The sequence below is a fragment of the Vibrio sp. QJM3NY_26 genome (assembly GCF_057786005.1).
The window spans coordinates 2,285,162-2,308,994 of the sequence record NZ_CM173515.1 but is presented as its reverse complement, the minus strand read 5'-3'; the positions used below and the strand labels follow the sequence as shown (position 1 = coordinate 2,308,994).

The 23,833-nt window shown below is 43.3% G+C and carries 19 protein-coding genes; 6 read left to right on the top strand and 13 right to left on the bottom strand.

Annotation, left to right across the window (positions count from 1 at the left end; translation table 11 throughout):
* Positions 1 to 52: 52 nt before the first annotated feature.
* The 3 genes from xthA to emrD form a co-directional block, all read right to left on the bottom strand.
* Positions 53 to 859 carry an exodeoxyribonuclease III gene (xthA, locus tag AC3CH4_RS10110; RefSeq protein WP_488542917.1) on the bottom strand — a complete coding sequence of 269 codons (807 nt, stop codon included), beginning with the start codon at positions 857 to 859 and terminating at the stop codon, positions 53 to 55.
* Between the two features lie 171 nt (positions 860 to 1,030).
* On the bottom strand, positions 1,031 to 3,121 hold the full coding sequence (locus tag AC3CH4_RS10105; protein WP_488543634.1) for a S9 family peptidase: 2,091 nt from the start codon (positions 3,119 to 3,121) through the stop codon (positions 1,031 to 1,033).
* A gap of 350 nt (positions 3,122 to 3,471) precedes the next feature.
* On the bottom strand, positions 3,472 to 4,677 hold the full coding sequence (gene emrD, locus AC3CH4_RS10100) for a multidrug efflux MFS transporter EmrD (protein ID WP_029222513.1): 1,206 nt from the start codon (positions 4,675 to 4,677) through the stop codon (positions 3,472 to 3,474).
* A 499-nt stretch (positions 4,678 to 5,176) separates the two neighbouring features.
* Between emrD and AC3CH4_RS10095 the strand changes: the two genes are divergently transcribed.
* Positions 5,177 to 7,294, top strand: coding sequence for a methyl-accepting chemotaxis protein (locus tag AC3CH4_RS10095; protein ID WP_017078152.1), 2,118 nt, complete (start codon positions 5,177 to 5,179; stop codon positions 7,292 to 7,294).
* Between the two features lie 157 nt (positions 7,295 to 7,451).
* Here AC3CH4_RS10095 and AC3CH4_RS10090 read toward each other — a convergent pair whose 3' ends face one another.
* From AC3CH4_RS10090 to dinG, 5 genes are all read right to left on the bottom strand, one after another.
* On the bottom strand, positions 7,452 to 8,585 hold the full coding sequence (locus tag AC3CH4_RS10090) for a ribosomal protein uL16 3-hydroxylase (RefSeq protein WP_054547278.1): 1,134 nt from the start codon (positions 8,583 to 8,585) through the stop codon (positions 7,452 to 7,454).
* 50 nt (positions 8,586 to 8,635) lie between these two features.
* A complete protein-coding gene (rsmS, locus tag AC3CH4_RS10085) occupies positions 8,636 to 8,806 on the bottom strand; it encodes a pleiotropic regulatory protein RsmS (protein WP_171314139.1) in 171 nt (56 codons plus the stop codon).
* Positions 8,796 to 9,344 carry a primosomal replication protein gene (locus tag AC3CH4_RS10080; RefSeq protein ID WP_029405213.1) on the bottom strand — a complete coding sequence of 183 codons (549 nt, stop codon included), beginning with the start codon at positions 9,342 to 9,344 and terminating at the stop codon, positions 8,796 to 8,798. The genes rsmS and AC3CH4_RS10080 overlap by 11 nt, the downstream gene beginning before the upstream one ends.
* A gap of 22 nt (positions 9,345 to 9,366) precedes the next feature.
* On the bottom strand, positions 9,367 to 10,146 hold the full coding sequence (locus AC3CH4_RS10075; RefSeq protein WP_004736543.1) for a sulfite exporter TauE/SafE family protein: 780 nt from the start codon (positions 10,144 to 10,146) through the stop codon (positions 9,367 to 9,369).
* A 128-nt stretch (positions 10,147 to 10,274) separates the two neighbouring features.
* Complete coding sequence (dinG, locus tag AC3CH4_RS10070; RefSeq protein ID WP_488542916.1) at positions 10,275 to 12,350, bottom strand: ATP-dependent DNA helicase DinG; 2,076 nt, start codon at positions 12,348 to 12,350, stop codon at positions 10,275 to 10,277.
* A 516-nt stretch (positions 12,351 to 12,866) separates the two neighbouring features.
* Between dinG and AC3CH4_RS10065 the strand changes: the two genes are divergently transcribed.
* Positions 12,867 to 13,898, top strand: coding sequence for a porin (locus AC3CH4_RS10065; protein WP_171327798.1), 1,032 nt, complete (start codon positions 12,867 to 12,869; stop codon positions 13,896 to 13,898).
* A gap of 137 nt (positions 13,899 to 14,035) precedes the next feature.
* Here the strand turns inward: AC3CH4_RS10065 and AC3CH4_RS10060 are convergent, their stop codons facing one another.
* Positions 14,036 to 14,764: a pseudouridine synthase gene (locus AC3CH4_RS10060; RefSeq protein WP_102501184.1), complete on the bottom strand. Its 729-nt coding sequence runs from the start codon at positions 14,762 to 14,764 to the stop codon at positions 14,036 to 14,038.
* A 321-nt stretch (positions 14,765 to 15,085) separates the two neighbouring features.
* On the opposite strand from AC3CH4_RS10060, the gene AC3CH4_RS10055 reads away from it, so the two are divergent.
* Positions 15,086 to 17,311, top strand: a complete 2,226-nt coding sequence (locus AC3CH4_RS10055) for an NADP-dependent isocitrate dehydrogenase (RefSeq protein WP_488542915.1) — start codon at positions 15,086 to 15,088, stop codon at positions 17,309 to 17,311.
* 344 nt (positions 17,312 to 17,655) lie between these two features.
* Here the strand turns inward: AC3CH4_RS10055 and cspD are convergent, their stop codons facing one another.
* On the bottom strand, positions 17,656 to 17,877 hold the full coding sequence (cspD, locus tag AC3CH4_RS10050) for a cold shock domain-containing protein CspD (protein WP_004736548.1): 222 nt from the start codon (positions 17,875 to 17,877) through the stop codon (positions 17,656 to 17,658).
* A gap of 586 nt (positions 17,878 to 18,463) precedes the next feature.
* On the opposite strand from cspD, the gene clpS reads away from it, so the two are divergent.
* Positions 18,464 to 18,784, top strand: coding sequence for an ATP-dependent Clp protease adapter ClpS (clpS, locus tag AC3CH4_RS10045; protein ID WP_004736549.1), 321 nt, complete (start codon positions 18,464 to 18,466; stop codon positions 18,782 to 18,784).
* Between the two features lie 39 nt (positions 18,785 to 18,823).
* On the top strand, positions 18,824 to 21,097 hold the full coding sequence (clpA, locus tag AC3CH4_RS10040; RefSeq protein ID WP_004736550.1) for an ATP-dependent Clp protease ATP-binding subunit ClpA: 2,274 nt from the start codon (positions 18,824 to 18,826) through the stop codon (positions 21,095 to 21,097).
* A 383-nt stretch (positions 21,098 to 21,480) separates the two neighbouring features.
* Here the strand turns inward: clpA and infA are convergent, their stop codons facing one another.
* The 3 genes from infA to aat all read right to left on the bottom strand — a co-directional run bounded on the left by infA (position 21,481) and on the right by aat (position 23,189).
* Entirely contained in the window at positions 21,481 to 21,699 is a 219-nt protein-coding gene (infA, locus tag AC3CH4_RS10035; RefSeq protein WP_001040192.1) for a translation initiation factor IF-1, read from the bottom strand.
* Positions 21,700 to 21,780: 81 nt separating this feature from the next.
* A complete protein-coding gene (locus AC3CH4_RS10030; RefSeq protein WP_004736551.1) occupies positions 21,781 to 22,479 on the bottom strand; it encodes an arginyltransferase in 699 nt (232 codons plus the stop codon).
* On the bottom strand, positions 22,476 to 23,189 hold the full coding sequence (gene aat / locus AC3CH4_RS10025) for a leucyl/phenylalanyl-tRNA--protein transferase (protein ID WP_488542914.1): 714 nt from the start codon (positions 23,187 to 23,189) through the stop codon (positions 22,476 to 22,478). Before aat ends, AC3CH4_RS10030 begins: the two co-directional genes overlap by 4 nt.
* Positions 23,190 to 23,242: 53 nt before the next feature.
* On the opposite strand from aat, the gene AC3CH4_RS10020 reads away from it, so the two are divergent.
* Positions 23,243 to 23,698 carry an outer membrane lipoprotein gene (locus AC3CH4_RS10020; RefSeq protein ID WP_065677235.1) on the top strand — a complete coding sequence of 152 codons (456 nt, stop codon included), beginning with the start codon at positions 23,243 to 23,245 and terminating at the stop codon, positions 23,696 to 23,698.
* The last annotated feature ends 135 nt before the right edge of the window (positions 23,699 to 23,833 follow it).

Genomic DNA, 23,833 nt, shown 5'->3' with positions numbered 1-23,833 from the left:
AGCACTATTTGTTTGCTGCTTGATCTGGCTAAGTTTTGTGACCTAAAAATAACTATTTAAACGTCGACCAAATCGGAGCATGGTCTGATGGTTTTTCAATGCCACGCAGTTCGTAGTCGATACCGGCTTCAGTACATTTGTCAGCAAGCTTTTGAGTTGCGAGGACCACATCAATACGCAGACCACGGTTGTCTACGAAGCCTTTTGAGCGGTAATCAAACCACGAGTATTGATCGTTCACTTCAGGGTGTAGTAAACGGAAGCTGTCCACAAAACCCCAATCCATCAGTGTTTTCAACCATTCGCGCTCTTCTGGTTGGAAAGAACACTTACCTGTTTTCAACCAACGTTTCGCATTAGGTTCACCAATACCGATATCAATATCGGTAGGGCTGATATTAATGTCGCCCATTACGATCACTTGTTCATCTTTGTTGTGGTAATCGTTCAGGTACGTCATTAAGTCTTTGTAGAACTCACGCTTATACGGGTATTTGGTTTCATGCTTAATGTTATCCCCTTGAGGGAAGTAACCATTTAGGACGGTAACATTTTCACCATTTTCATCTTCAAACGTCGCCATGATCATGCGCTTTTGATGATCTTCATTGTCTGTAGGGAAGCCTTTCTGTACAGAAATTGGTTCTTGCTTACAAAGCATAGCCACACCGTAGTGCGCCTTTTGACCATGGAAGTAGACTTTGTAACCCATTGCTTCAACATCGGCTAATGGGAAGGCTTCATCGTGCACTTTAATCTCTTGCAGACCAATCACGTCAGGTTGGTGTTTGTCGATAATCGCTTGCAGTTGGTGAAGGCGGGCTCTAAGGCCATTTATGTTGAAGCTAATGACTTTCATTTGTTTTTATACCTCTCGTAAACCCTTGTGCTTGCTTGTTTATCAAGGGTTTGTTGATTTGGTGGATTTCATGGTTCATCGTATTTAACCATGCTTAATAATTTCTGTCGCCACTTTATAAAGACTAAATGGCGACGTTAAATTGTGTGAATACCTACAGTTACGCTGAGTCTACTGAGTTTTTAGTAAGTCTAAAAAGAACGCGTATTCAAGTGCGTCTTCTTTCAATCTTTTGAAGCGACCAGAAGCCCCGCCGTGACCAGCTTCCATATCGGTTTTGAACAACAACACATTATTGTCTGTTTTCATTTCACGCAGTTTCGCCACCCACTTCATTGGTTCAAAGTACTGTACTTGTGAGTCATGCAGGCCTGTTGTTACTAACATGTTCGGGTAGCTTTGAACTTTCACATTGTCATATGGCGAGTAACCTAGCATGTAATCGTAGTAGGTTTTATCGTTGGGGTTGCCCCATTCGTCATACTCGTTGGTGGTGAGAGGAATCGATTCATCAAGCATAGTCGTCACCACGTCTACAAACGGAACATGTGCACCAATACCACGGTACAGTTCTGGTGCTTGGTTGATGATTGCGCCCATCAATAGACCGCCCGCTGAGCCGCCTACCGCAAATACTTTATCTTTAGCACCATAACCTTCTTCAACAAGCCCTTTAGTGACATCAATAAAGTCGTTGAACGTGTTTTGTTTGGTCAGTTTCTTGCCATCTTCATACCAAGGGCGACCAAGCATTTCTGAACCACGGATATGTGCGATAGCATAAACGAATCCGCGATCAAGTAAGCTGAGGCGAGCCGATCCAAAGGTTGGTTCGATTGTGTGGCCGTAAGAGCCATAGCCATATTGGTAGATAGGGTTGGTGCCGTCTTTCTTGAATAAATCTTTACGATAAACCAAAGAGACAGGAACTTGCTTACCATCGCGAGCCGTTACCATGATTCGCTCTGATTGGTAGTTATCCGCTTCGAAATCACCTAATACGGGTGTCTGCTTCATTAGCTCAGATTCACCTGTCTTTAGATCGAAATCATAGTAAGTACCTGGCGTAGTTAAACTGCTGTAATAGACACGAACTTTTGAGTTATCTAATTCATAGTTACTCGTTAAGTAAGCGGCAAATGCGGTGTCGTTAAATTCAAGTGGGAACTCGTTGCCTGTTGAGAGTTGACGAACTTTCACGGTAGACAAGCCATTCGCACGTTGTTCGTAAACAAGATGGTCATCAAACAGTTCGAAATCGACAAGTTGAGTGCCGTCGTCTGCTGGGATGACATCGACCCATTTTGAACGGTCATTCATGTCTGCCGTGTTTACTTTCATTAAACGGAAGTTGACGGCTTGGTAGTTGGTGTCGATGTAATACCAATCATCTAGCTTAGCGATGCTGTACTCGATGCCAGCCTCTCGTGGGTAGAAAGGTTCTGCTTTCGCGTTTGGGTTGTTGGCATCAATGATCGAAACACCACTGGTTTCAGTGCTCGAGTGCCAAATGTAGACCTGTTCACCGTCTTTGCTTTTACTCAAAGAGGTGTAGTAAGCGCTGTCGGTTTCTTCGTAGATTAGCTCATCGCTTGTCTGAGATGTGCCCAATACATGTCGTAGAACTTGGTAACCCAGCAATGTTTGTGGATCTTTCTTGATGTAGTAGAAGGCTTGGTTGTCGTTTTGCCATGCAATTGCACTCGAGGCACCTTCAATTTCATCTTTCAGATATTCACCTGTCGTGAGGTTTTTAATCTTGATGGTGTAGATTCGGCGGCTAAGCGTATCTTCGCCATAGGCCAACAAGTTTTCGTTTGGACTGATCGTCAAGCCACCAACACTGAAGAATTCATGTTCTTTTGCCAGTGCGTTAACGTCTAAAATGATTTGCTTGTCTGCGCCTGCAAAGTCTTTTGCACGTAAGTGAACTGGGTATTCGTTGTCACCTGTGACTTCATTCGAATAGAAGTAGCTGCCTTTGCGAACCGGTACTGAATTGTCGTCTTTTGCGATTCGCCCTTTGATCTCTTCAAATAATTGTTTTTGTGCCGCTTCTGTATGTTTAAGCACCGTATCTGCGTACTGATTCTCTTGCTCAAGTTGTTTCAAGATCTCTGGGTCTTGGCGTTTATCATCGCGCATCCAGTAGTAATCGTCGATTCGGGTATCACCATGAATCGTCATTGCATGAGGGACTTTCTTAGCAACAGGAGCTTGTGTTTGCTGGGCGACAAGTTGCGATGGAGAGTAGTGGTTCATGGTTGTTATTCCTTGATTGCTGCATCCGGCGACAAGCGCGACCGATACGGCTAATGTGGTTAAAGCGAAACGCATCTTTATATCCTTAGTGTGCACCTTACTCGTTTTAATGCCAGCATCCTTTGTTGTGAGAGTCTAGGTACGTTGGTGTTCTTCCAGTGATGTTATTTATAATTGGATTCTGGATATGCACTTTCAGCGTAAGTGTCTGTTATTATTTTAAAAAAATCAAAGTAATGTTAAATGAAATTGCTGATACGTGAGAGTGGAAGGAATAAATGCGAAACAAAAAAGGGGCACACTTTTCAGTATGTCCCTCTTAGTTGTTTGGGCTGGGTTCGAGTTTTACTTTAGATAGCTAATGGCATTTCGTTTGAATGGTCAGGTTTACGATTAACCCAACGTAAACCAAGCATGGCGATGAATGACATTGCAATCATCAAGCAACCGAGTGGCAGTTGGTCTTGAGCAGGGAAGAACGATGCCAATAGTGTTGCGATGCCAGCACCTAGATTTTGCATACCACCGAGGATCGCGCCCCCTGTACCTGCGTGGAATGGGAATGGCGAAAGCGCTCCCGTTGTTGCTGCTGGAAATAAGATACCAGCGCCTAAGAAGTAAATCGTTGCACCGCCAATCAAAGTTAATGCTGTTGTTTGACCGAATAGACCCGGTATCAATACCACTGTTGAGCCTACCAAGATAGCAACTAGACCAACATTCAGTACACGGCGCTCACTGCGACGTTGTGCGATGTAACTAGATAGGCCTGCACCGATTAAGTAACCCGGAATGGGTAAGACAAACAACAAGCTTACTGTGGTTGCTGGTAAGCCAAGTACGCCGCCAAGCAGCACGCCTGCCGCTGCTTCGAATACGGCTACGCCAGCAAAGGTTGCGACTAATACCAATAAGAAACCTTGGAAACGTTTGTCAGACAGAACGAATTTGTAGCTGTTGGCCACTGATTCATGCTTGCGTCGTTCTTTCGGTAGTGTTTCCATCATGCTCGTCATCATGGTAATCACAACGGCGATACCAAACAGCGCAAGGAACAAGTAGCTAGAACGCCAGCCGAAAGCTTCTGTTAGGTAACCACCTAGAACTGGAGCCATTAATGGTGAGAAAATCACACACATGCTGATTAAGCTATTTGCGCGGTGCAGTTCTGCGCCTTCAAAACAGTCGCGAGTCAATGTACGAGACATCGCACCGCCACAACCGATACCCAAACCTTGGATAAAGCTACCCGCTAAGAACCATTCATACTCGTGAGCGAACAATGCCACCAGAGTGCCGATGATGTAGATGATCAAACCAATCACGATGATCGGTTTACGACCTAGGCGATCAGAAAGTGGACCGTAGACAAATTGCGACAGACCATAAGGGATCAAGTAACACGCCATCACTGCTTGGAGTGAAGACGCCGAAACCAAGAACTCACCTGACATATGACCGATAGAAGGCACATACATCGTTTGAGTCATTTGACCTACAGCAGTCAGAATAGCGATTAAAAAGGTAAGTTTCGCTAATGGAAACGAGGCGGACATTTGCGTATCTCTCCAAAAAATAAAGACGTAAAAAGCCTTAGCGCTCCTTTGAGGAGAGCCAAATGAATAAAGTGTTCAGGGAATCTAGGCGCGAGATATTAGATCTTGAATGCCGAGTTAGCAATCAAAAAGTGTGAAGTTGATCAAGATAAAAATCTATAGTTTGGATTATTAAAACTAATCCGAAGTTACTGTGTTATCAAAGATCAAAAGGGGGAATGTTTTTCCTAGAAATTTCGATGCTATGGTTATGCCTAAAGTGTTAGTTCAATAGTTACATGGCCCATGATGGCGTGATTACATTTAGTTGAAATCACAGAAAAAAGGCAAAAGACACGGCCTATTAACATTTATGTAAACTTTCGTTTTATATGTAAGCAATTTGTGCTGTAATTATCCGCTAAGCTATTCGTCAAACTTATTTACATTGTGCTCTTCAATTCATCTCAATGTGGTAGTTACGGTTATGGAAGTCTTTTGGCTTAAATAAGGATATTAAATGCGCTCACTATCGGTACAGTGGAAAATCACCCTGCTTGCAGGCTGCTGTCTAATCATTACTTCACTGTCTCTTATTGGTTTTTCAATCTATAACGCGACCAGTAACCAACAAGTCATCAAATCTCAAAGCTCAGAATCAGTTATCAATAAAACTCAGCAGTTGCTGGCGTCTGTTTCTCAGCTTAATGCTCAAGAAACCCAACGCTATGTAGACGAAGCGGTTTACCGCGCAGAAATGTTAGCAGCTAGTGCTCAGTTTCTAAAGAACAATGCGGATGAAAACTTTACCCCAAGTGAAGAGCTTCGTACTGCGTTAGATGAAATGGTTCGTCGCTCAGTTTTGAACTTTGATTCTATTCAAGGTGCATATTTAGTTTTCCAACCTGATTTACTTGATGGTGAAGATGCGAATTATGTCGATGCGGACTATGTTGGATCTAATGAAAAAGGTCGTTTTGCTCCTTATTGGAAGGTGGCGGATAACGGCGAAAATGTTCTAGCGAACGTTCTGTCAGAACCTATCTTGAGCGATGATAGTAATAGCGAACGCTTTTATTGTCCTTTGTCTTCAGGGCAAACGTGTATTAGTACTCCACGAGTCGTGAACAGCGGTGGTACTGCATTACTTACCTCTTCAATTTCAGTACCTATCTTAGTTGATGATGTTGCTATTGGCTTCTTGGGTATTGACCTAAGGCTAGATGGCTTGACCAGTGTGGTCACGCAATCAGATCAAAGCTTATTTGATGGCGCTGGTGCCGTTTATGTTGTCAGCCTAGACGGTTCGGTTATTGCTTCAGATGACTCAAGTATTGCAGTCGGCTCGGTCTTTCAAAGTGACAATACCAACAGTGATTTAATGACCGACTTTATCTTCGGTGGCGAAGTCACGACTCAATGGAGTGAGAATGGTGAGTGGTTACTCGCATTTGCTCCTGTTACCGCGGCGAACCAAACTTGGGGCGTGTTGTTTGAGATCCCGCGTGAGAGCGTGGTTGCCGATGCTAACCGATTGGATTCAATCATTAGTACTAAAGTAAGCGAAGGCATCCAAACGGAAGTGATTGCAGGCGTCATCTTTATTCTTTTTGGTTTAGCTATTATCGCGTTTTCTTCATTGTCTATTGTTAAGCCTATCCGACAGGTAGTCGAAAGGCTCAATGATATCGCTTCTGGTGAAGGTGATTTGACTCAGCGCTTGGAAGTGAAATCTCAAGACGAAATTGGTCAGTTATCACAAGGGTTTAACCTGTTCTTAGACAAGCTTCAGCACACGATTAAAGAAGTGATTCAAACCACTGAGCAAGTGGCGAGCACGACAAGCCAAGCTAAGGCATCAGCATCAAGTACACGTGAAAGCAGTGAATCTCAATTTAAAGAAGTCGATCTAGTGGCAACAGCCGCAGAAGAGATGACTCAGACTGCTGGCTTAGTGGTACAAAATGCAGAAGTTGCAGTTGATGCTGCTTGTGAAGCGAACCGTTCTGCTCGACAAGGGCAACAAGTCATCGAGCTCTCAGCTGGAGAAATGAGAAAGCTGGTGGAGCGTATGTCGAGCGCTGTTCCTATTGTTGAAGAGCTAGCTAAAAATAACGGTAACATCACCGAAATCTTAAGTGTTATTGAAGGGATCTCTGAGCAAACCAACTTACTAGCATTGAATGCAGCGATTGAAGCGGCGAGGGCGGGTGAGCAAGGGCGAGGTTTTGCTGTTGTAGCTGATGAGGTAAGAAACTTAGCAAGTCGTACACAATCATCGGTTGGTGAAATCAGAGCGGTGATCGACAAGGTTCATGCTGGAACTCAAGATGTTGTTGAAGCGATACAAGAAGGTAATATCTTAGCCAACGATACTGCGTTACATGTTCAAAATGCAGTTGAAGATCTTGGTTCGATTTTCACTTCAATTGAAGAGATCAGCGATATGAATAGCCAGATCGTGAGAGCAGCAGAAGAGCAGCAATCGGTTTCCGGTGAAGTGAATCAAAGTGTGGTTAACATTCGCGACTTAAGTGCGAAAATTTTGGAACAAGCCGCAGCTTCTGAACAAGTGGGCAGCGAAATCGAGCAACTATCTCAACAGCAACAGAAATTGGTGAATCAATTCAAGGTCTAGTAGTTTAAGGTTTAGCGGTTTAAGACTTAGCAGTATAAGGCTAGCTAACGGTTGAATCGAAAAAGGGACAAATGAAGATTTCATTTGTCCCTTTTCTGTTTTCTAAGGCTATTAGGTTCTAGGGCTCGGTGATATTTATCGAAACCGATTAACCAAGTTAGTCTTCGATAAACCAGTAACCTTTGTTTACCAATTCAGTCACGACAGTGACACCTGAAGGAGTCAAAGTGGTTGCTGAGTTAATCACCGAGTCATCACACAGTACGTTTAGTAGCGATGAATCCGCTTCTTCAACCTTGACCACTTCACCATTGATGTAAGCCGTGTTGCTTTCATTCTCATGGTAGAGCGCTTTTAAGCCCGATACTCGACAGATCTCGCCTTCTGACTCTAAGTGCTGAGCGATCTCTTCTTCTGTCCATAATGGCTCAGGAGCGACGATATCAAGCTGGTGGCGTGATTGGCTTAGCAAACATCCCATGAATTCGCTGATGGTTTCAGGTTGCTCTAGTGCAGATTTCAACATGTCAGTTAGATTGCTTAAATCCGATGAACGAATCTTGCCGTAACCATCTTGCGTTTTGAATTCTGGATCGTGAAGATGAACGTCACCCATATCATGAGCAAGTACAAAATCGGCGAAGTTGCTGATTAGCTCTTGTTCTTTAGGGGAGCGATAGCCAATAGAGTAGCTCATTGACGGCTCTAACGTGTTCCCTTCATGCGGGAAACCCGGTGGGATATAGAGGATATCGCCTGGCTCTAAAGTTTCATCAATGATCGGTTCAAAACCTTCGATTTGACGAAGTGCAGAAGCTTGAACGGTCTCTTTGTATTGGCCCACATCTTTTGCGCCGACTTTCCACTGGCGTTTACCTTGACCTTGAATGATGAATACATCGTATTGATCAATATGGGGGCCAACGCCACCTTCTGGTGCTGAGTAGCAGATCATTAGGTCGTCGAATAACCAGTTTGGTAACGCTTGGAACGCTTCTGTCAGCTGATTTGCACCTTGGTGCCAGTGGTTCGCTGCTTGAACGATCAATTGCCAATGTGTTTCAGTTAGCTCGCCAAATTTCTCTTCTGAGAATGGACCATGTTCTGCAGTCCATTGGTTGTCGAGGTTAGAGACAAAGCGAGAATCCACTTCTTCTTCCATCGATAAACCAGCAAGTTCTTCCGGCGAAATTGGGTCGACGAAGTTTTGGAAGCCACCTTTTAAGATGGTTGGTTTTTTATGCCAGTAGTTTTCAAGAAATTCGGGCATAGAAAAGCTAAGTTGGTACATGTGAATCCTGTATGTTTTTATGCTAGATGCTAGATGCTAGATGCTAGATGCTAGATGCTAGATGCTAGTTTGGCTTGTAAATCTTGTTGGACAATCTTAATTGCTTCTAACGCCACTTTTGGGTCGATTTCGTTGCTTTCGAGCAGATAGATCAGGTCGACAGCTAACTTGACTTCTTCTGGCGCATTATCCAGTGGTGATGATGTGTTTTCAGTGTTCATTTCGCTTAGGGTTCTCTAAGTTAATCAGTCTCTCAATATTTTTCATTGAGTCTTCACAGCGTTCTAATCGTTCTTTTGCTAATTGCCAAGCCTCGTCCGCTTTTTTCTTACTGTGGCGAGGCGCAGAATCAAACGCTAACTTTCGTACTCGTACTAAATCGACCAGTCGCTTTTGCCAATCTTGGTGCTGAGCGAGTTCGTTGTATAGGTCGTTGAGATTTTTGCCTGACTTACTTTTTCGGTCTAAGCGTAAATCATGGTTAGCGAGCTCCCTTTGGATTGCAGCTATCTGGTTAGTCAGCTTTTCCGTCAGGTAGTTGGCCCGAGATGCGGTCAGTTGATTTGTCGCTTGTTCACGAATAATGGTGTTGTACGTTGTTTGAGTTTCAAGTGCGTAGGGCAGTAAAATAGAAGAGCTGCACTTAAATAAGGTTCGGTCAAACAAGGCTTGATGATAAGCACCACGGGCTTTGTCGACCTGAGAACTGTGCCCAATTAAGGTATCCAGTACACTTTTAAGATTTGAAAAATGGTTCATTTCGCTTCCCATTGGCTGGTGGCTATAAGTTTACAAACCACGCTTCGTAAGCTAGTTTAATCGCAAGGACACTCACAACAGTCACAAAGACAGGTCGTATAAATGTAGCACCAAAGCGAATAGCAGAATGTGCTCCAACAAATGCACCAGCCATCAAACAAAGCCCCATGGTTAAACCTAGAACCCAATCAATATGACCGAGAATCGCAAAGGTCACCAAAGAGGTGAAGTTGCTAGTGAAGTTCATCGCTTTAGACAAACCAGAAGCCAGTAAGATATTTAAGCGATAAAGTGCCATAGAACTCACCGTCCAAAACGCGCCAGTACCTGGGCCTGCAACACCATCATAAAAGCCAAGAATGAATCCTTGGTACTTTTGTTTTCTTTTAAGTACCGGACACGGTTTAGGAGACACATTATGGCTCACATCCGGAGTTTTATGAAAAATGGTATAGACAGCAGCGGCAAGAATAACTAATGGCAATACCTTCTCTAACCACTCTGTACTAATGGCATCAACAGTCAGGGTGCCGATTGTTGCACCTATTAATGTCGATATGAATGCATTGGTCCAACATTCAGGTTTGAACAGTTTCTTACGATAGTAAGTAAAAGCTGCAGTTGATGAGGCAAACGTTGCGGCCAGCTTATTAGTTCCGAGTGCAATATGTGGCGGTAAACCAAGCGATAGCAAAGCTGGGACGGTTAACATCCCTCCGCCACCGGCGACAGCATCGATAAAGCCTGCTGCAAATGCAACCAAGGCAAGTATGACCAACATGGTTGGCTCAATCATTTCCATAAATAGCTAGTGTTCTCGTTATCGGCTGTTAGGGCAACTACATGAATAATCAATGGATTAGTCATGTTGGGTTGTGAATGCGAGGGCCTAGCGATGACAGGCCCATAACTACCTTGAGGGCAGTAAAATTAGTATTTTATTGTTCTTTTAAAAGGCGGTAGCGAATCGAGTAGGGATTTCCCGTATCGCTTCGTGACTATGCGTCTATCAAGGATCGTGACTCTACCAGAATCTCGTTCTTTACGCAGCAATCTACCCACAGATTGAATAAGCTTTTTACTCGCTTCTGGAACAGTAATCTGCATAAAAGGATTACCGCCGCGTGATTCAATATATTCTGAATGTGCTCGCTCTACAGGAGAGGTAGGAACACCAAAAGGAATCTTGGTAATAACGAGGTTTTCAAGTAGCTCACCAGGTAGATCAAGACCTTCAGAAAAGCTACCCGTTCCAAAAAGGACGCTGGTCTTACCTTGATCTATCAGCTTTTTATGTTTTTTTAGGATTTCGGTTCGTGAAGTATCACCTTGAACCTGCAATGCCCACGACTTTTTAACGAAATCTGTTGCCAAAGCTTCTGCAACTTTATTCATTTGCCAATAAGAAGAGAATAAAACGAGATTGGCTTTGTTGTCTTCTATTACCTTAGGCAATATTTCAATAAGATATTCAGTAAACTGAGGTGCTTGCGGTTCGTACTTCATTGCAGGAACAACCAGCTCAGCTTGGTTCTGATAATCAAACGGCGATGCCAAAGCAAGAAATTGTACACCGTCTTCGGCTTTTTGACTGATACCAGCTTGATGACAGAAAAAGTTGAAGGAGTTGAGTGCTCTCATTGTCGCAGAGACGAGTACTGCACCAACACAACGACTCCAGATCTGTTGGTCCAGTTGCCAACCCACCTCTAGTGGCGAAACATTCACAACGAAATCGCCTTCACTCTCTTTATTTAGTTCAAGCCAACGCGCTAAAGGCGCTCCCTTCTCTCTCTTAGGTTCAGCCATTAAGCGCCAAACCTGAGCAAGGTTTTCTGTCCTTTGAATATAGAAGCCAATTTCTGCAAGCGCAGGCTCTGCCAGTTTTGTTGAAAGTTCTCCGTCTTTAACTCGTTCTGCAATCAGGTCTGCAATTTTCGCAATGGCTTGGCTCGCCTTTTGTGTGAGTTGCTTGAGATCTTTAGATTCATTCTCTAGCCAATCAGGTAAGTCGCCATGCTCGAAGCGATACAAGCCGTCTTCAAAGTGGCTTGCATCAAACTGTTTGCTCATTTGAGTCAGGGTAGGGATTAGCTGCTGCACTGAGTTTTGCAGTTCATTTCTAAATCGATGTACACGTTTCTCGTCGGCGAGGCCAGAAAGCTTAGTGATGGATTGATTCAAACGTTCTAACCACGATGCCGCGCCTTTTAAGCTCGCAGCTGCAGAGGAGTGATCTCTGGCTACATGCGGTAAATGGTGAGCTTCATCGAATATATAGATGCTATTTTCTGGCTCGGGCAGTATCACGCCGCCACCAAGGTCAGCATCAGCCATCACTAAACTGTGATTGGCGATAATCACGTCTGCTTTATCTAGCTCTGAGCGCGCTTTTTGGAAAGGGCAGTCTCTGTGCGTAGGCATACTGTTGTTACAGCTGTGCTTATCACTGACGATCATCTGCCAAATCATGTTGTCGATAGGTTTTGGCCACGAATCACGGTCGCCATCCCATTTACCTTGGGTTAGGCTGCGGTACATGGTTTGGAGTTGTTCGATGTCTTTCTTTTTTGGTTTGGACTCGAACATGGCCATTTGTCCACCATCAACCCCACAAGCGGCGGCTAACTTCTCGGTACAACAATAACGCTGTCTACCTTTGGCGAGTATAAAAGAGAACTCTCTATCAGTAAGTCTTCTATATAGAGGGAGATCTTTATTTACGAGCTGTTCTTGAAGCGCAACCGTCGCTGTTGAAATGACGATTTTTCGATTGTTTAGCACAGCGACAGGAATCGTTGCCATGAGATAGGCGAGTGATTTCCCGATTCCTGTTCCCGCCTCAGCAACAATCATGCGATTACTTTTGTGGTATTGACCACAAAGTGTCTTAGCTATTTCTGCAACTAGGTAATTTTGAGCACGTCGAGGTACAAAGTTGTCCAACTGGTCTTGGAGGTTTTGATAACTGGTGCGAATGGATTTTTGAATTTTAGTAGTTAGCATACTGTGACCTACATAACGGAGCGAGGATAGTAGCACATATCACTGGTCGGTACATTTGCGGCGAAATAGCCTGCTTTTGAATCAAAGGTAGATCTTGTTCACAAAAAAAAACTGAACCATCAGGAACTTAACGATTTTATTTATGTTGTGAAATATATATATTAAAAAAGACTGACTTGTAGGTGTTAAGTTCTGATTTGATGTTTGTTTATTGGATTTTATAGATTTAAATTTTGTTATGTTCCTTTTTTATATTATTATATTTCCTGATAAAACTAAGGATAAGTTACTCGTAAAACAATGAAAAAAAATGTAAGTCATTGGTTTTTATTGGTTTGTGTTTTTTTTAGATGTGTTTTTAGTTTATTTGACACGCAGGATAATCTTTTGCAATCTAGACCTCGAAATTTAGTGACGGTGATTAACCAACAAAGAGTGGTAATGACCAGTCGCAAAAAATAAAAAAAGGGAACCGGGCAAGGATCTCCCATTCTTAGAAAAGGCAGTGGATTTATTATGAAAAAGACTCTTTTAGCGCTAACAATCGCAGCAGCTTCAACTTCAGCTTTCGCGAACGTAGAACTAGGCAACGCAAAACCAACATTCGAATTTGACCCAATGCACAAAGAGCAGTTCTCTGTTTCTGGCGCAATCGGTGTGGGTGGTTACTACGATACTAAAACTAACGCTATGTACGATGACTGGGCAACAGCTCTTACTCTAGCTGTTAGCTACAAAAACAACCGTATCGTTGGTTACTTCGAAACTGATTTCGAACTTAACTGGACAACTGATGAAAACGACAACGGCTTCGATGTTAAAAACGAATTCGGTACTGACGTTGATAAAGCATGGTTAGGTTTTGACACTGGTGTTGGTGTTGCATCTTTCGGTTGGGAAAATGACACTGCTCTTGATAAAGTTGATGGCGCTGGCGACATGACTTACGAGTTCGGTTCTTCTGCTGGCGATGCATCTGACGCATTTAACGTAGTTAAGTTCCAAGGCGCGACTTCGGGTTTCGCTTACGGTGTTTCTTACTTTGAAACAAACGAAAGCCACTCATCACCTAAAAACGATAAAGGTGTGAATGGTTACGTTGGTTACGAAAGCGAAATCGCAAACGTATACGGCGGTTACGAGACTCGTGATGACGCTGATTACCAAGTTTACTCTGTATCTGGTAACTCTAAGATTGGTGAGCTAGACTTGGGTGTTAACTTCTGGATCAACGACGGTGACAAGTCAGATCTAGTTGGTAAAAACACTACTAACCTAGAAACTACTGGTTACTACTTATCTGCTGGCTACCCAGTAACAGAGCAACTAACTCTTGCTGCTGGTTACAATGCTAACTCAACTACTGAAGATGCTAAGTTTGACAATGATACTTCTACAATTAACGTTGCAGCAATGTACACGCTTAATGACCGCGTAGACATGGGTATCGATATCGCTCAGCAACTTGATGCGGGTAAAGACACTACTTCAGGTGTTTCTAAAGACGAAGAAACTTTCATCTTCGCTGCTGCATTCTACAGCTTCTAATAGTTACTTAATTAGTAATTGTTAAATGTTGATAAAAGCCAGTCTTAGGACTGGCTTTTTTGTGCCTGAAAATTATTAACGAATATAAAAATGGCCGCTTATATAGCGACCATTTCTCTACTTATCGAAGTATCACTTTAAATCTCTTTCCACTCACCCGGTTGAAGCTGACCCACGTTCATATTGCCCATTGAATAGCGAATAAGTCGCAGGGTAGGGAAGCCGATATTTGCTGTCATTCGTCTTACCTGACGGTTACGCCCTTCAATGATAGTAATCGCTAACCATGTTGTCGGTATTGCGGCTCTGAAACGCACTGGAGGGGTTCTTTCCCACACAACAGGTTCAGACATCACCTCAACCTGAGCAGGCAGTGTCATGCCGTCTTTTAGTTTTACGCCTTTTCTCAATTTATCTAAATCTTCCTCAGAAGGTGCGCCTTCAACCTGCACCCAGTAAGTCTTTGGTGATTTTGAGTTTGGTTGAGTTAACTTAGCTTGGAAGATGCCATCATTGGTCAAGACCATTAATCCTTCACTGTCGCGATCAAGTCGACCCGCCGCGTAAACATCTTTAACCGGAATAAAGTCGGCGAGTGTTTTCCTGCCTTCGCCATCAGTGAACTGGCTGAGAGTATCGAAAGGCTTGTTGAACAAAATGACTTTGCGATCTTCGATTGCCACCTTAGGTTTCACGTTGGTAGGTTTGCTTTTATATCGGTGCTTACTCGAGTGCGATTTTTTATGCGAACTACCCGTGTTATTTTTATCACTGCTTCGGTTTTGTCTATTACCGCTTTGTTTTAATGTTGCACCAGCACGAGCTGGTTTGTCTGAACGAGATACGCTGTGTGAGCGAGTAGACATGTTAACTACCTTGCAAAAATGTAAACGAAGTGTGCTGAAAAGTTTTCACTGAAACGGAATTGAGCTATCATTTGCGCGCCTAAAAGACACAAAATAGAACAAGTTGATGGACTCTTAAGCCTGATTTGTTTAATTATACCTTCGTGTTTTATTATAACAACGCACTCACGGATTTGGTTCATGCTGTCATCAGGATTGCATGAAAAATAAGATAGAGTACGACTATCGAGTAAGCAGTTTTCACTCTTTGAGTGGCTTACTGGTCAATTTATAACATGCTCACTACTTTAAATGAGCTTGTAAGAACTATAGGGAAATTTCATGCCTACTGAAAAACCAACGATCATCTATACCATTACAGACGAAGCTCCGGCGCTAGCAACTTACTCTCTGCTGCCAATCATTCAATCTTTTACAGCTTCTTCTGGTATTAACGTTGATACTCGCGACATTTCACTTGCAGGGCGCATTATTGCCAACTTCCCTGACTATTTGAACGAAGAGCAACGTATTGGTGATGCATTAGCAGAACTAGGTGAATTGGCTAAGACACCAGAAGCGAACATTATCAAGCTTCCAAACATCTCGGCATCTGTACCTCAGCTTCAAGCTACGATCAAAGAGCTACAGTCAAAAGGTTACGCACTTCCTAATTACCCAGAAGAAGCAAACACTGACGAAGAGAAAGCCGTTAAAGCGACTTACGATAAAATTAAAGGTAGTGCAGTAAACCCTGTGCTACGTGAAGGTAACTCGGATCGTCGTGCTCCACTTTCTGTTAAAAACTACGCGAAGAAAAACCCACATTCGATGGGTGCTTGGTCTGCAGACTCTAAGTCGCACGTTTCAAGCATGGAAGATAAAGACTTCTTCGGTAGCGAAAAGTCAGTGACAATTGAAGGTGCTACTAAAGTCAGCATTGAATTCGTAGGTAAAGATGGCGCGAAGAAAACATTGAAGCCAGCTTTTGCTCTACAAGATCAAGAGATCATTGATGCGTCTGTAATGAACAAAGCTGCTTTGGTTGCATTCTTTGAAAAAGAGATCGCATCAGCTAAAGAGCAAGGCGTACTGCTTTCTCTTCACATGAAAGCGACGATGATGAAAGTGTCTGACCCAGTGATTTTTGGTCATGCGGTTAAGGTTTACTACAAAGATGTATTCGCTAAGCACGGTCAACTGTTCAACGAGTTAGGTGTTGATGTAAATAACGGCATCGGCGATGTATACGCAAAAATCGCTGCACTTCCTCAAGATCAGAAACAGGCAATCGAAGCTGACCTACAAGCAGTATACGAAACTCAGCCTCCACTAGCGATGGTTGACTCAGACCGTGGCATTACTAACCTACACGTTCCAAGTGACATCATTGTTGATGCATCGATGCCTGCAATGTTACGTTCTTCAGGTCAAATGTGGGATCCAGAAGGTAAGCAAAAAGACACGAAAGCAATGATTCCAGATCGTAGCTACGCGAGTATCTACCAAGCGGTTATTGATTTCTGTAAAGAGAACGGTGCTTTCGACCCTACAACGATGGGCAGTGTACCAAACGTTGGCCTAATGGCTCAAAAAGCGGAAGAGTACGGTTCTCACGATAAGACTTTCATCCTTGAAGCTGCTGGTCAGGTTCAAGTTGTAGATGCTTCAGGTTCAGTGCTTCTTGAGCAAGACGTAGAGGAAGGTGATATCTACCGTATGTGTCAGGTTAAAGATGCACCAATTCAAGATTGGGTTAAGCTAGCGGTTACTCGTGCTCGTGCATCGGGTGTTCCAGCGGTATTTTGGCTAGACGCGTCTCGCGCACATGACGCTCAGCTTATTGAGAAAGTAGAAGCGTACCTTCCTGAATACGATACTGATGGTCTTGAAATTAAGATCCTTGCTCCACTTGAAGCAACGCAATACTCACTGGTTCGTATCAAAGAAGGTCTAGATACTATTTCTGTTACAGGTAACGTATTACGTGACTACCTAACGGATTTATTCCCAATTCTAGAGCTTGGTACGTCAGCTAAAATGCTATCGATTGTTCCACTAATGAACGGTGGCGGTCTGTTTGAAACAGGCGCTGGCGGTTCTGCTCCTAAGCACGTGCAACAAGTAGAAAAAGAAAACCACCTGCGTTGGGATTCTTTAGGTGAATTCTTGGCATTAGCGGCATCTCTAGAGCACCTAAGCGTAGTCACTGGCAATGCTAAGGCACAAGTTCTCGCTGACGCGCTTGATAAAGCGACGGGCGAGTTCCTAGATAAAAACAAATCTCCTTCACGTCGAGTAGGTGAGCTTGATAACCGTGGTAGCCATTACTACCTAGCAGCATACTGGGCTAAAGCGCTTGCTGAGCAAACGGTTGACGCTGACCTTGCTGCTGAGTTTGCAGGTGTGGCAAGTCAATTGGCTGAAAGTGAAGAAGCTATCGTTGCTGAGCTAAACAACGCTCAAGGTCCAGCCGGTGATTTAGGTGGTTATTACCTACTTGATGATGCACTGGTTTCATCACTAATGCGTCCAAGCTCAACACTGAACGCATTCATTGACGCATAGTGATTAGACTCATCGTTAGCAAATTATGATCATGATTGACTAACGAGTTGCTTGGTCTGACAGTTAAGTCATAGACCAATACAAAACGAAAGACGCTTTAACGATAACGTTAAAGCGTCTTTTTTATTCATAATGTTTTGCTAGACCTAGACCTAGACCTAGACCTAGACCTTGGGGGCAAACATCTTCGAGCGAATTGTACTGTGAGCAACGTTAAAGCTTCTAGATCGAAAAACCGCTCATTTAATCCTGTATTAGGGGTATCAAATGAGCGGTTTCAATATTCTGTTTACCTGTCAGCCGTTAATTAGGACTGATGGAGGTCAACATGATTTGGCCATCGCCTATTTAGCGGCGCTGCCTTCTACAGGAACAACAGAGCTAGCGTGCGAGCCTTTAGGTCCACTTTCTACTTCATAGTCGACTTGCTGACCTGCCTTTAAGGTTCGATAACCTTCCATCTGTATTGTGGAGTAGTGCGCGAAAATATCGCCGTCTTCACCTTCTGGACAAATAAAGCCAAACCCTTTGGCATTGTTAAACCATTTTACTGTACCTGTAGCCATGCTATACATCCCTCATGCATTTTGTTACTAACGTTGTTATATCAATTGTTGTAAGTGCGATTGATATCATTCCTACCAACTAAATAATTTCAGCTGATAGCTTGAATCTCATACATTGCTTACGGAAATTAACGCTACCCTGCGTAATTATTCCTTATTGTTCATTCTTAACGCGTATTACTCGATTTTGAATCTTGTTATAAAGTTGTATCAGAAAAACCTTTTAGCTCCAATGTAGCTAATGATTGAGCGCAGTCAATAGTAAATTGGTATAAAAGTGATCAATTTTAATAACAAATCACATTCGAGATTAACTGCAAACTATTAACTAAATAGTAACTTAGCGGTAATCTTATCGTTAGCATCAATAGTTATGGTGTCTTTTTAATCAATCACATATGTTAATCCTGTTAATAGAGATCTTTTATTTGCAGCGATGGAAATGGTGGATTAGGCTCAGTATAGAGGAATATTTTTTGGTACTGTTTCTCGGTGCAGTTTCTTAGTACACCGTAATGCGTGAATGTGGTAAATTTGAATGACGTAACACTCACGACTTCCGAAAAATAACTCTTAGCAAAGCGATATGAGCAGAAACTTTGAATGGGCATCTCCAGGCTCAGATTTACTGGAGAAAGAAGAGACAAAAGTAAAGCCACCGGCGATGTATAACGTTGTATTGAATAACGATGACTACACGCCTATGGACTTTGTAATCGAGATCCTAGAGCGATTCTTCTCACTAGATATCGAACAAGCAACGGAAGTGATGCTCAAGGTTCATTATGAAGGTAAAGCTATATGCGGCACATACAGTGCTGAAATAGCGGAAACAAAGGTAGCGCAAGTAAAGATGTACTCAAAGGAAAATGAGCATCCGCTACTATGTACAATGGAGCAAGTATAAATTGCTCGAACAACACCGTTGTTCCCTTAGGAGGTACTTATGCTAAATAAAGAATTAGAGACGAGTTTAAATGGTGCATTTGCTCGTGCGCGAGACAAGCGACATGAATTCATGACTGTCGAACACCTCCTACTAGCATTATTAGAAAATGATGCGGCCAAGGAAGCGCTCCAAGCTTGTCAGGCTGATCTCGATGCTCTTCGCAATGAGCTCGATATTTTTATCGATCAAACAACCCCACTTATCCCAGAAAGTGACGAGACTCGTGAGACTCAGCCTACGTTGAGCTTCCAACGAGTACTTCAACGCGCTGTTTTTCATGTTCAGTCTTCAGGTCGTAGCGAAGTTACAGGTGCAAATGTACTTGTGGCTATTTTCAGTGAGCAAGAATCTCACGCGGCATATTTGCTCAAGAAAAACGACATTAGTCGCTTAGATATTGTTAACTTTATTTCTCATGGCATTACCAAAGCCAGTAACGAAGGTGATAGTTCATCACCGTCTGATTCATTTGGTGGCGCAGAGAATGCAGAAGAAGCTAATTCTGAAGATCGTCTAGAAAATTTTGCAACTAACCTTAACGAAGTGGCGAAACAAGGTAATATCGACCCGCTTATCGGGCGTGATAAAGAGCTTGAGCGTACGGTTCAAGTTCTATGTCGTCGTCGTAAAAACAACCCTTTGTTAGTGGGTGAAGCGGGTGTGGGTAAGACCGCAATCGCTGAAGGTCTTGCATGGCGTATTGTTGAAGGTCAAGTACCTGAAATCATTCAGAGTAGTGTGATTTATTCTTTAGATATTGGTTCACTTCTAGCTGGGACCAAATACCGTGGTGACTTTGAGAAACGTTTTAAAGCGATTCTTAAGCAACTAGAGAAAGAAGAAGACGCAATCCTATTCATTGATGAGATCCACACCATTATTGGTGCCGGTGCAGCATCGGGTGGTCAGGTTGATGCGGCAAACTTAATTAAGCCACTACTAAGCAGCGGTAAATTACGTTGCATCGGCTCAACGACATACCAAGAGTACAGCAGCATTTTTGAGAAGGAGCGTGCTTTAGCTCGTCGCTTCCAGAAAATTGATATTATTGAACCATCGTTAGATGACACAACCAAGATTCTGATCGGTTTGAAGCCAAAATACGAAGCTCACCACGAAGTGCGTTACACCAACAAAGCGTTGCGTGCCGCTGTGGAGTTGTCAGCTAAATACATTAATGAACGTCACCTTCCTGATAAGGCAATTGACGTGATTGATGAAGCCGGCGCTCGTAGTCGTTTGGCACCAGCAAGCCGTCGTAAGAAAACGGTAAGCGTGGCTGATATTGAGTCAATGGTCGCGAAAATGGCTCGTATTCCTGAGAAGTCAGTATCATCTTCAGACAAAGATACGTTACAGAAACTGGATGACCGCATGAAAATGTTGGTATTCGGACAAGACCCAGCGATCGATGTATTGAGCGAAGCGATTAAGCTGACTCGTGCAGGATTGGGTGCAGACAATAAACCTGTTGGTTCATTCCTATTCGCTGGTCCTACTGGTGTCGGTAAAACAGAGGTGACTGTACAGCTGTCTAAGTTGATGGGTATTGAACTGTTGCGCTTTGACATGTCTGAGTACGGTGAGCGTCACTCTGTGAGCCGTTTGATCGGTGCTCCTCCTGGTTATGTTGGTTATGACCAAGGTGGTCTGCTCACTGATGCTGTAATCAAGAATCCACACTCTGTTGTGTTACTTGATGAGATAGAGAAGGCTCACCCAGATATCTTTAACTTGTTACTACAGGTGATGGACAACGGCACGCTAACTGACAACAACGGTCGTAAAGCGGATTTCCGTAACGTGATCCTTGTGATGACGACCAATGCTGGTGTCGCTGAAACTGAGAAGAAATCGATCGGTTTGATCCAACAGGATCATGCGCCAGACGCGATGGGTGAGATCAAAAAGGTATTTACACCTGAGTTCCGTAACCGTCTTGATAATGTTATTTGGTTCAACAGCCTTGATCCAAGTGTGATTAACCAAGTTGTCGACAAGTTCATTGTTGAGCTTCAGGTTCAACTGGACGCTCGAGGCGTGTCTTTAGAAGTTTCTGAGGATGCTCGTCATTGGTTAGCTGAAAGAGGTTATGACAAGACTATGGGTGCGCGTCCTATGGGACGAGTGATTCAAGAGAAGCTTAAAAAGCCTCTTGCTAATGAGTTGCTGTTTGGTAGTTTGGTTGACGGCGGTACGGTTAAAGTATCCCTGATTAAAGACGATCTAGATTTCATCTATGTTGGTGCTAAAGAAGAGGTTATGCATTAAGCCTATTTCTTAACAGCTTAAGCTGTTGCTGACTGCTTATTGAGAGCGCGGTACAGCTAATCACGATAATAAACGCATGACTTCGGTTGTGCGTTTTTTTAGTTATAGAGTAGCTGAAACAAAGAGAAAGCTGTGGATTGGGGCACTGTTTGACCATAAACCGTTTATGCTGGCTTAACCTACGCATATACAAACAGCGATTGGTGACACTGTTATTGGTGACACAATTATTAGGTAAAAGTGTATTGCAGGGGAATGTTACGGGAGACTGAAGGTATTGTTGGGGCTCTTGGAGAGCTAACCAGGTGTTTCTTTAGTATTTGTTTGGTCGATAAAAAACGGAGCATCAAGCTCCGCTTCTTATCGTATTCGGTAATTAAAAATTAACGAGCACGGAAGACGATGCGGCCTTTAGAAAGGTCGTATGGAGTCATCTCAACAGTTACTTTATCACCAGTAAGAATACGGATGTAGTTTTTACGCATTTTACCAGAGATGTGTGCTGTCACTACGTGACCGTTTTCAAGCTCAACACGGAACATCGTGTTTGGTAGAGTATCAAGGACCGTGCCTTGCATCTCGATTACGTCTTCTTTAGCCATCTAATCCTCTTTCGAAATTTGGCGGTTTTCAACGGCTTGATTGTGCCGTTAAAATCAAAATATGTAAAGTTGTCGCGTATTCTACCCTTGCCACCGCTGATTTACTAGCCTTTGATGACGTTGAAATCGTACTTTATAGTTCATCGCAGGACATTCATCGATTTGATAACCCAAATATAACCACTGTTTCTGTTCTTTCTGGGCGTGCTGGATTTGAAACAGAACACCTAGTGTTCCCATAGAGATGTCGATATCAGGATCGAAGAAAGTATAAAATGCGCTTGTGCAGTGAGACATCACGTCAGTGACGGCGATGCCGACCAACTGGCTATCATCATAGATGTGCATGAACTTTGTGGCAAGCCATTCATTTTTAGAGAATTGTAGAAACTCTTCTTTTTTAGGGGGATACATGGTTCCCGAACGGTGACGAGCGGTTATATAGCGACTATATAAGTCAAACCAGTTGTCATCCATCTCGTCTTTCAATTCCCAACGTAGTGATTTGGCTTTGTTGAGGATTCGTCGTTGGCTTTTGGAAAACTTGACCTCGGGAATCGAGAGGCGAATAGCTTGGCACGCAGAGCAATTATCGCAATGTGGCTTATAAATGGTCGCTCCACTGCGGCGAAATCCGTTGGCGAGCAGGACTTCATAATTATCTGAAGTATGCATGTGTTCATCAAGCGTAACTGCCACTCTTTCTTGAAGATGTGGCAGGTAGCTGCAAGCATGGTTATCGGTCAATCCAATTCTGATTTGTTGTAAATCTGAACTCATGAAGGCGTTCCCTCTAGCCATTGTGATTTAAAACATCCATCGCTAAGTTGATTTTCTTTAAGTATTTTCAAAGCACTAAGGAACTCATCTCTATCTACTTCGATAGCGCCCAAGGATTCCAAATGAGGGTTCATGACTTGGCAATCGATGAGTTTTCCTCCGAATCGTGTAAAGTGTTCACAAAAGTACCACAGTGCAATTTTAGAGGCATTGGTCTTCAGACTAAACATCGATTCACCACAAAAGACTTGGCCTCTTTGCAAACCGTAAAGTCCGCCGATAAGCTCGTCGCATTGCCAAACCTCAACGGAGTGGCAGAAGCCTAATGAAGAAAGTTCGCGGTACGCTGACTGCATGTCACCGTTTAGCCAAGTTTCTTCTTCGGGTCTTAGCGAGGAGCAGTAGCCAATCACTTTGTCTGTCGCTTGGTTGATGCTGACACGGTAATTATGCTTTCTTTGAAACTTTTTAAGACTTTTTGACGGTTCGAATGTCTCAGGATTAAATAACGCTCGTGGTGCTGGGCTCCACCAAAGTATAGGCTCCCCTGGGCCATACCATGGAAATATACCTTGGCTATAAGCGTTTAAAATTCGCATGGGTGACAAATCACCACCGAAGGCGAGCAGACCGTTAGGTTCATCAAGCGCGTCGAAAGGCGAAGGAAACTCTATACTAGTAGTATCAAGTTCGGTTAGGTATATAGTCATAAGTACCGCGTTACAGATTAATCACTGACCAAGAGGTCTTTAGGAGTTTTACCATGAAAAAGTTGCTTTGGATTTTACTTGTTTTGCCCATGTTGGCAAATGCAGCTTACAACAGAAACCAAGCTCGACCAGTCAATGAGGTCGTTTATGGTGAGATTGACACGGTCAGATACATTACCCAACAAGAGATCGTAGAGTCGAAAGCGAATGGTTGGGAAACCTTGTTAGGTGCGGCTATTGGTGGCTTGATTGGTAATCAATTTGGTGGCGGTACCGGCAAAGAAGTCGCAACGGCCGTCGGTGCTGTGGCGGGCGCCGGGATTGCTCGCAATCGAGGTAACACACAATACAAAGTGGAATATAAGCTCGTCGAATTATTGGTCAAAACTAAAGATGACAAGTTGGTTAACATCATCCAAGACGTCGATAACTCGATGTTGTTTAACCGAGGTGATGATGTGCGAATTCTCTATTTTTCAGACGGCGTCCGAGTTGATATCGTGTACTAGTATGTAAATGTGTTTAGTTGGCTAATTAATCGCCTTTATCGAGGGGATTAGCTCTGGAGTTCATTGGAAAAGTTCGTTAGTCTGCAAGTACGAAGAATTATTCATCACCCGAAAATAAATACGCGCCAGTGACTT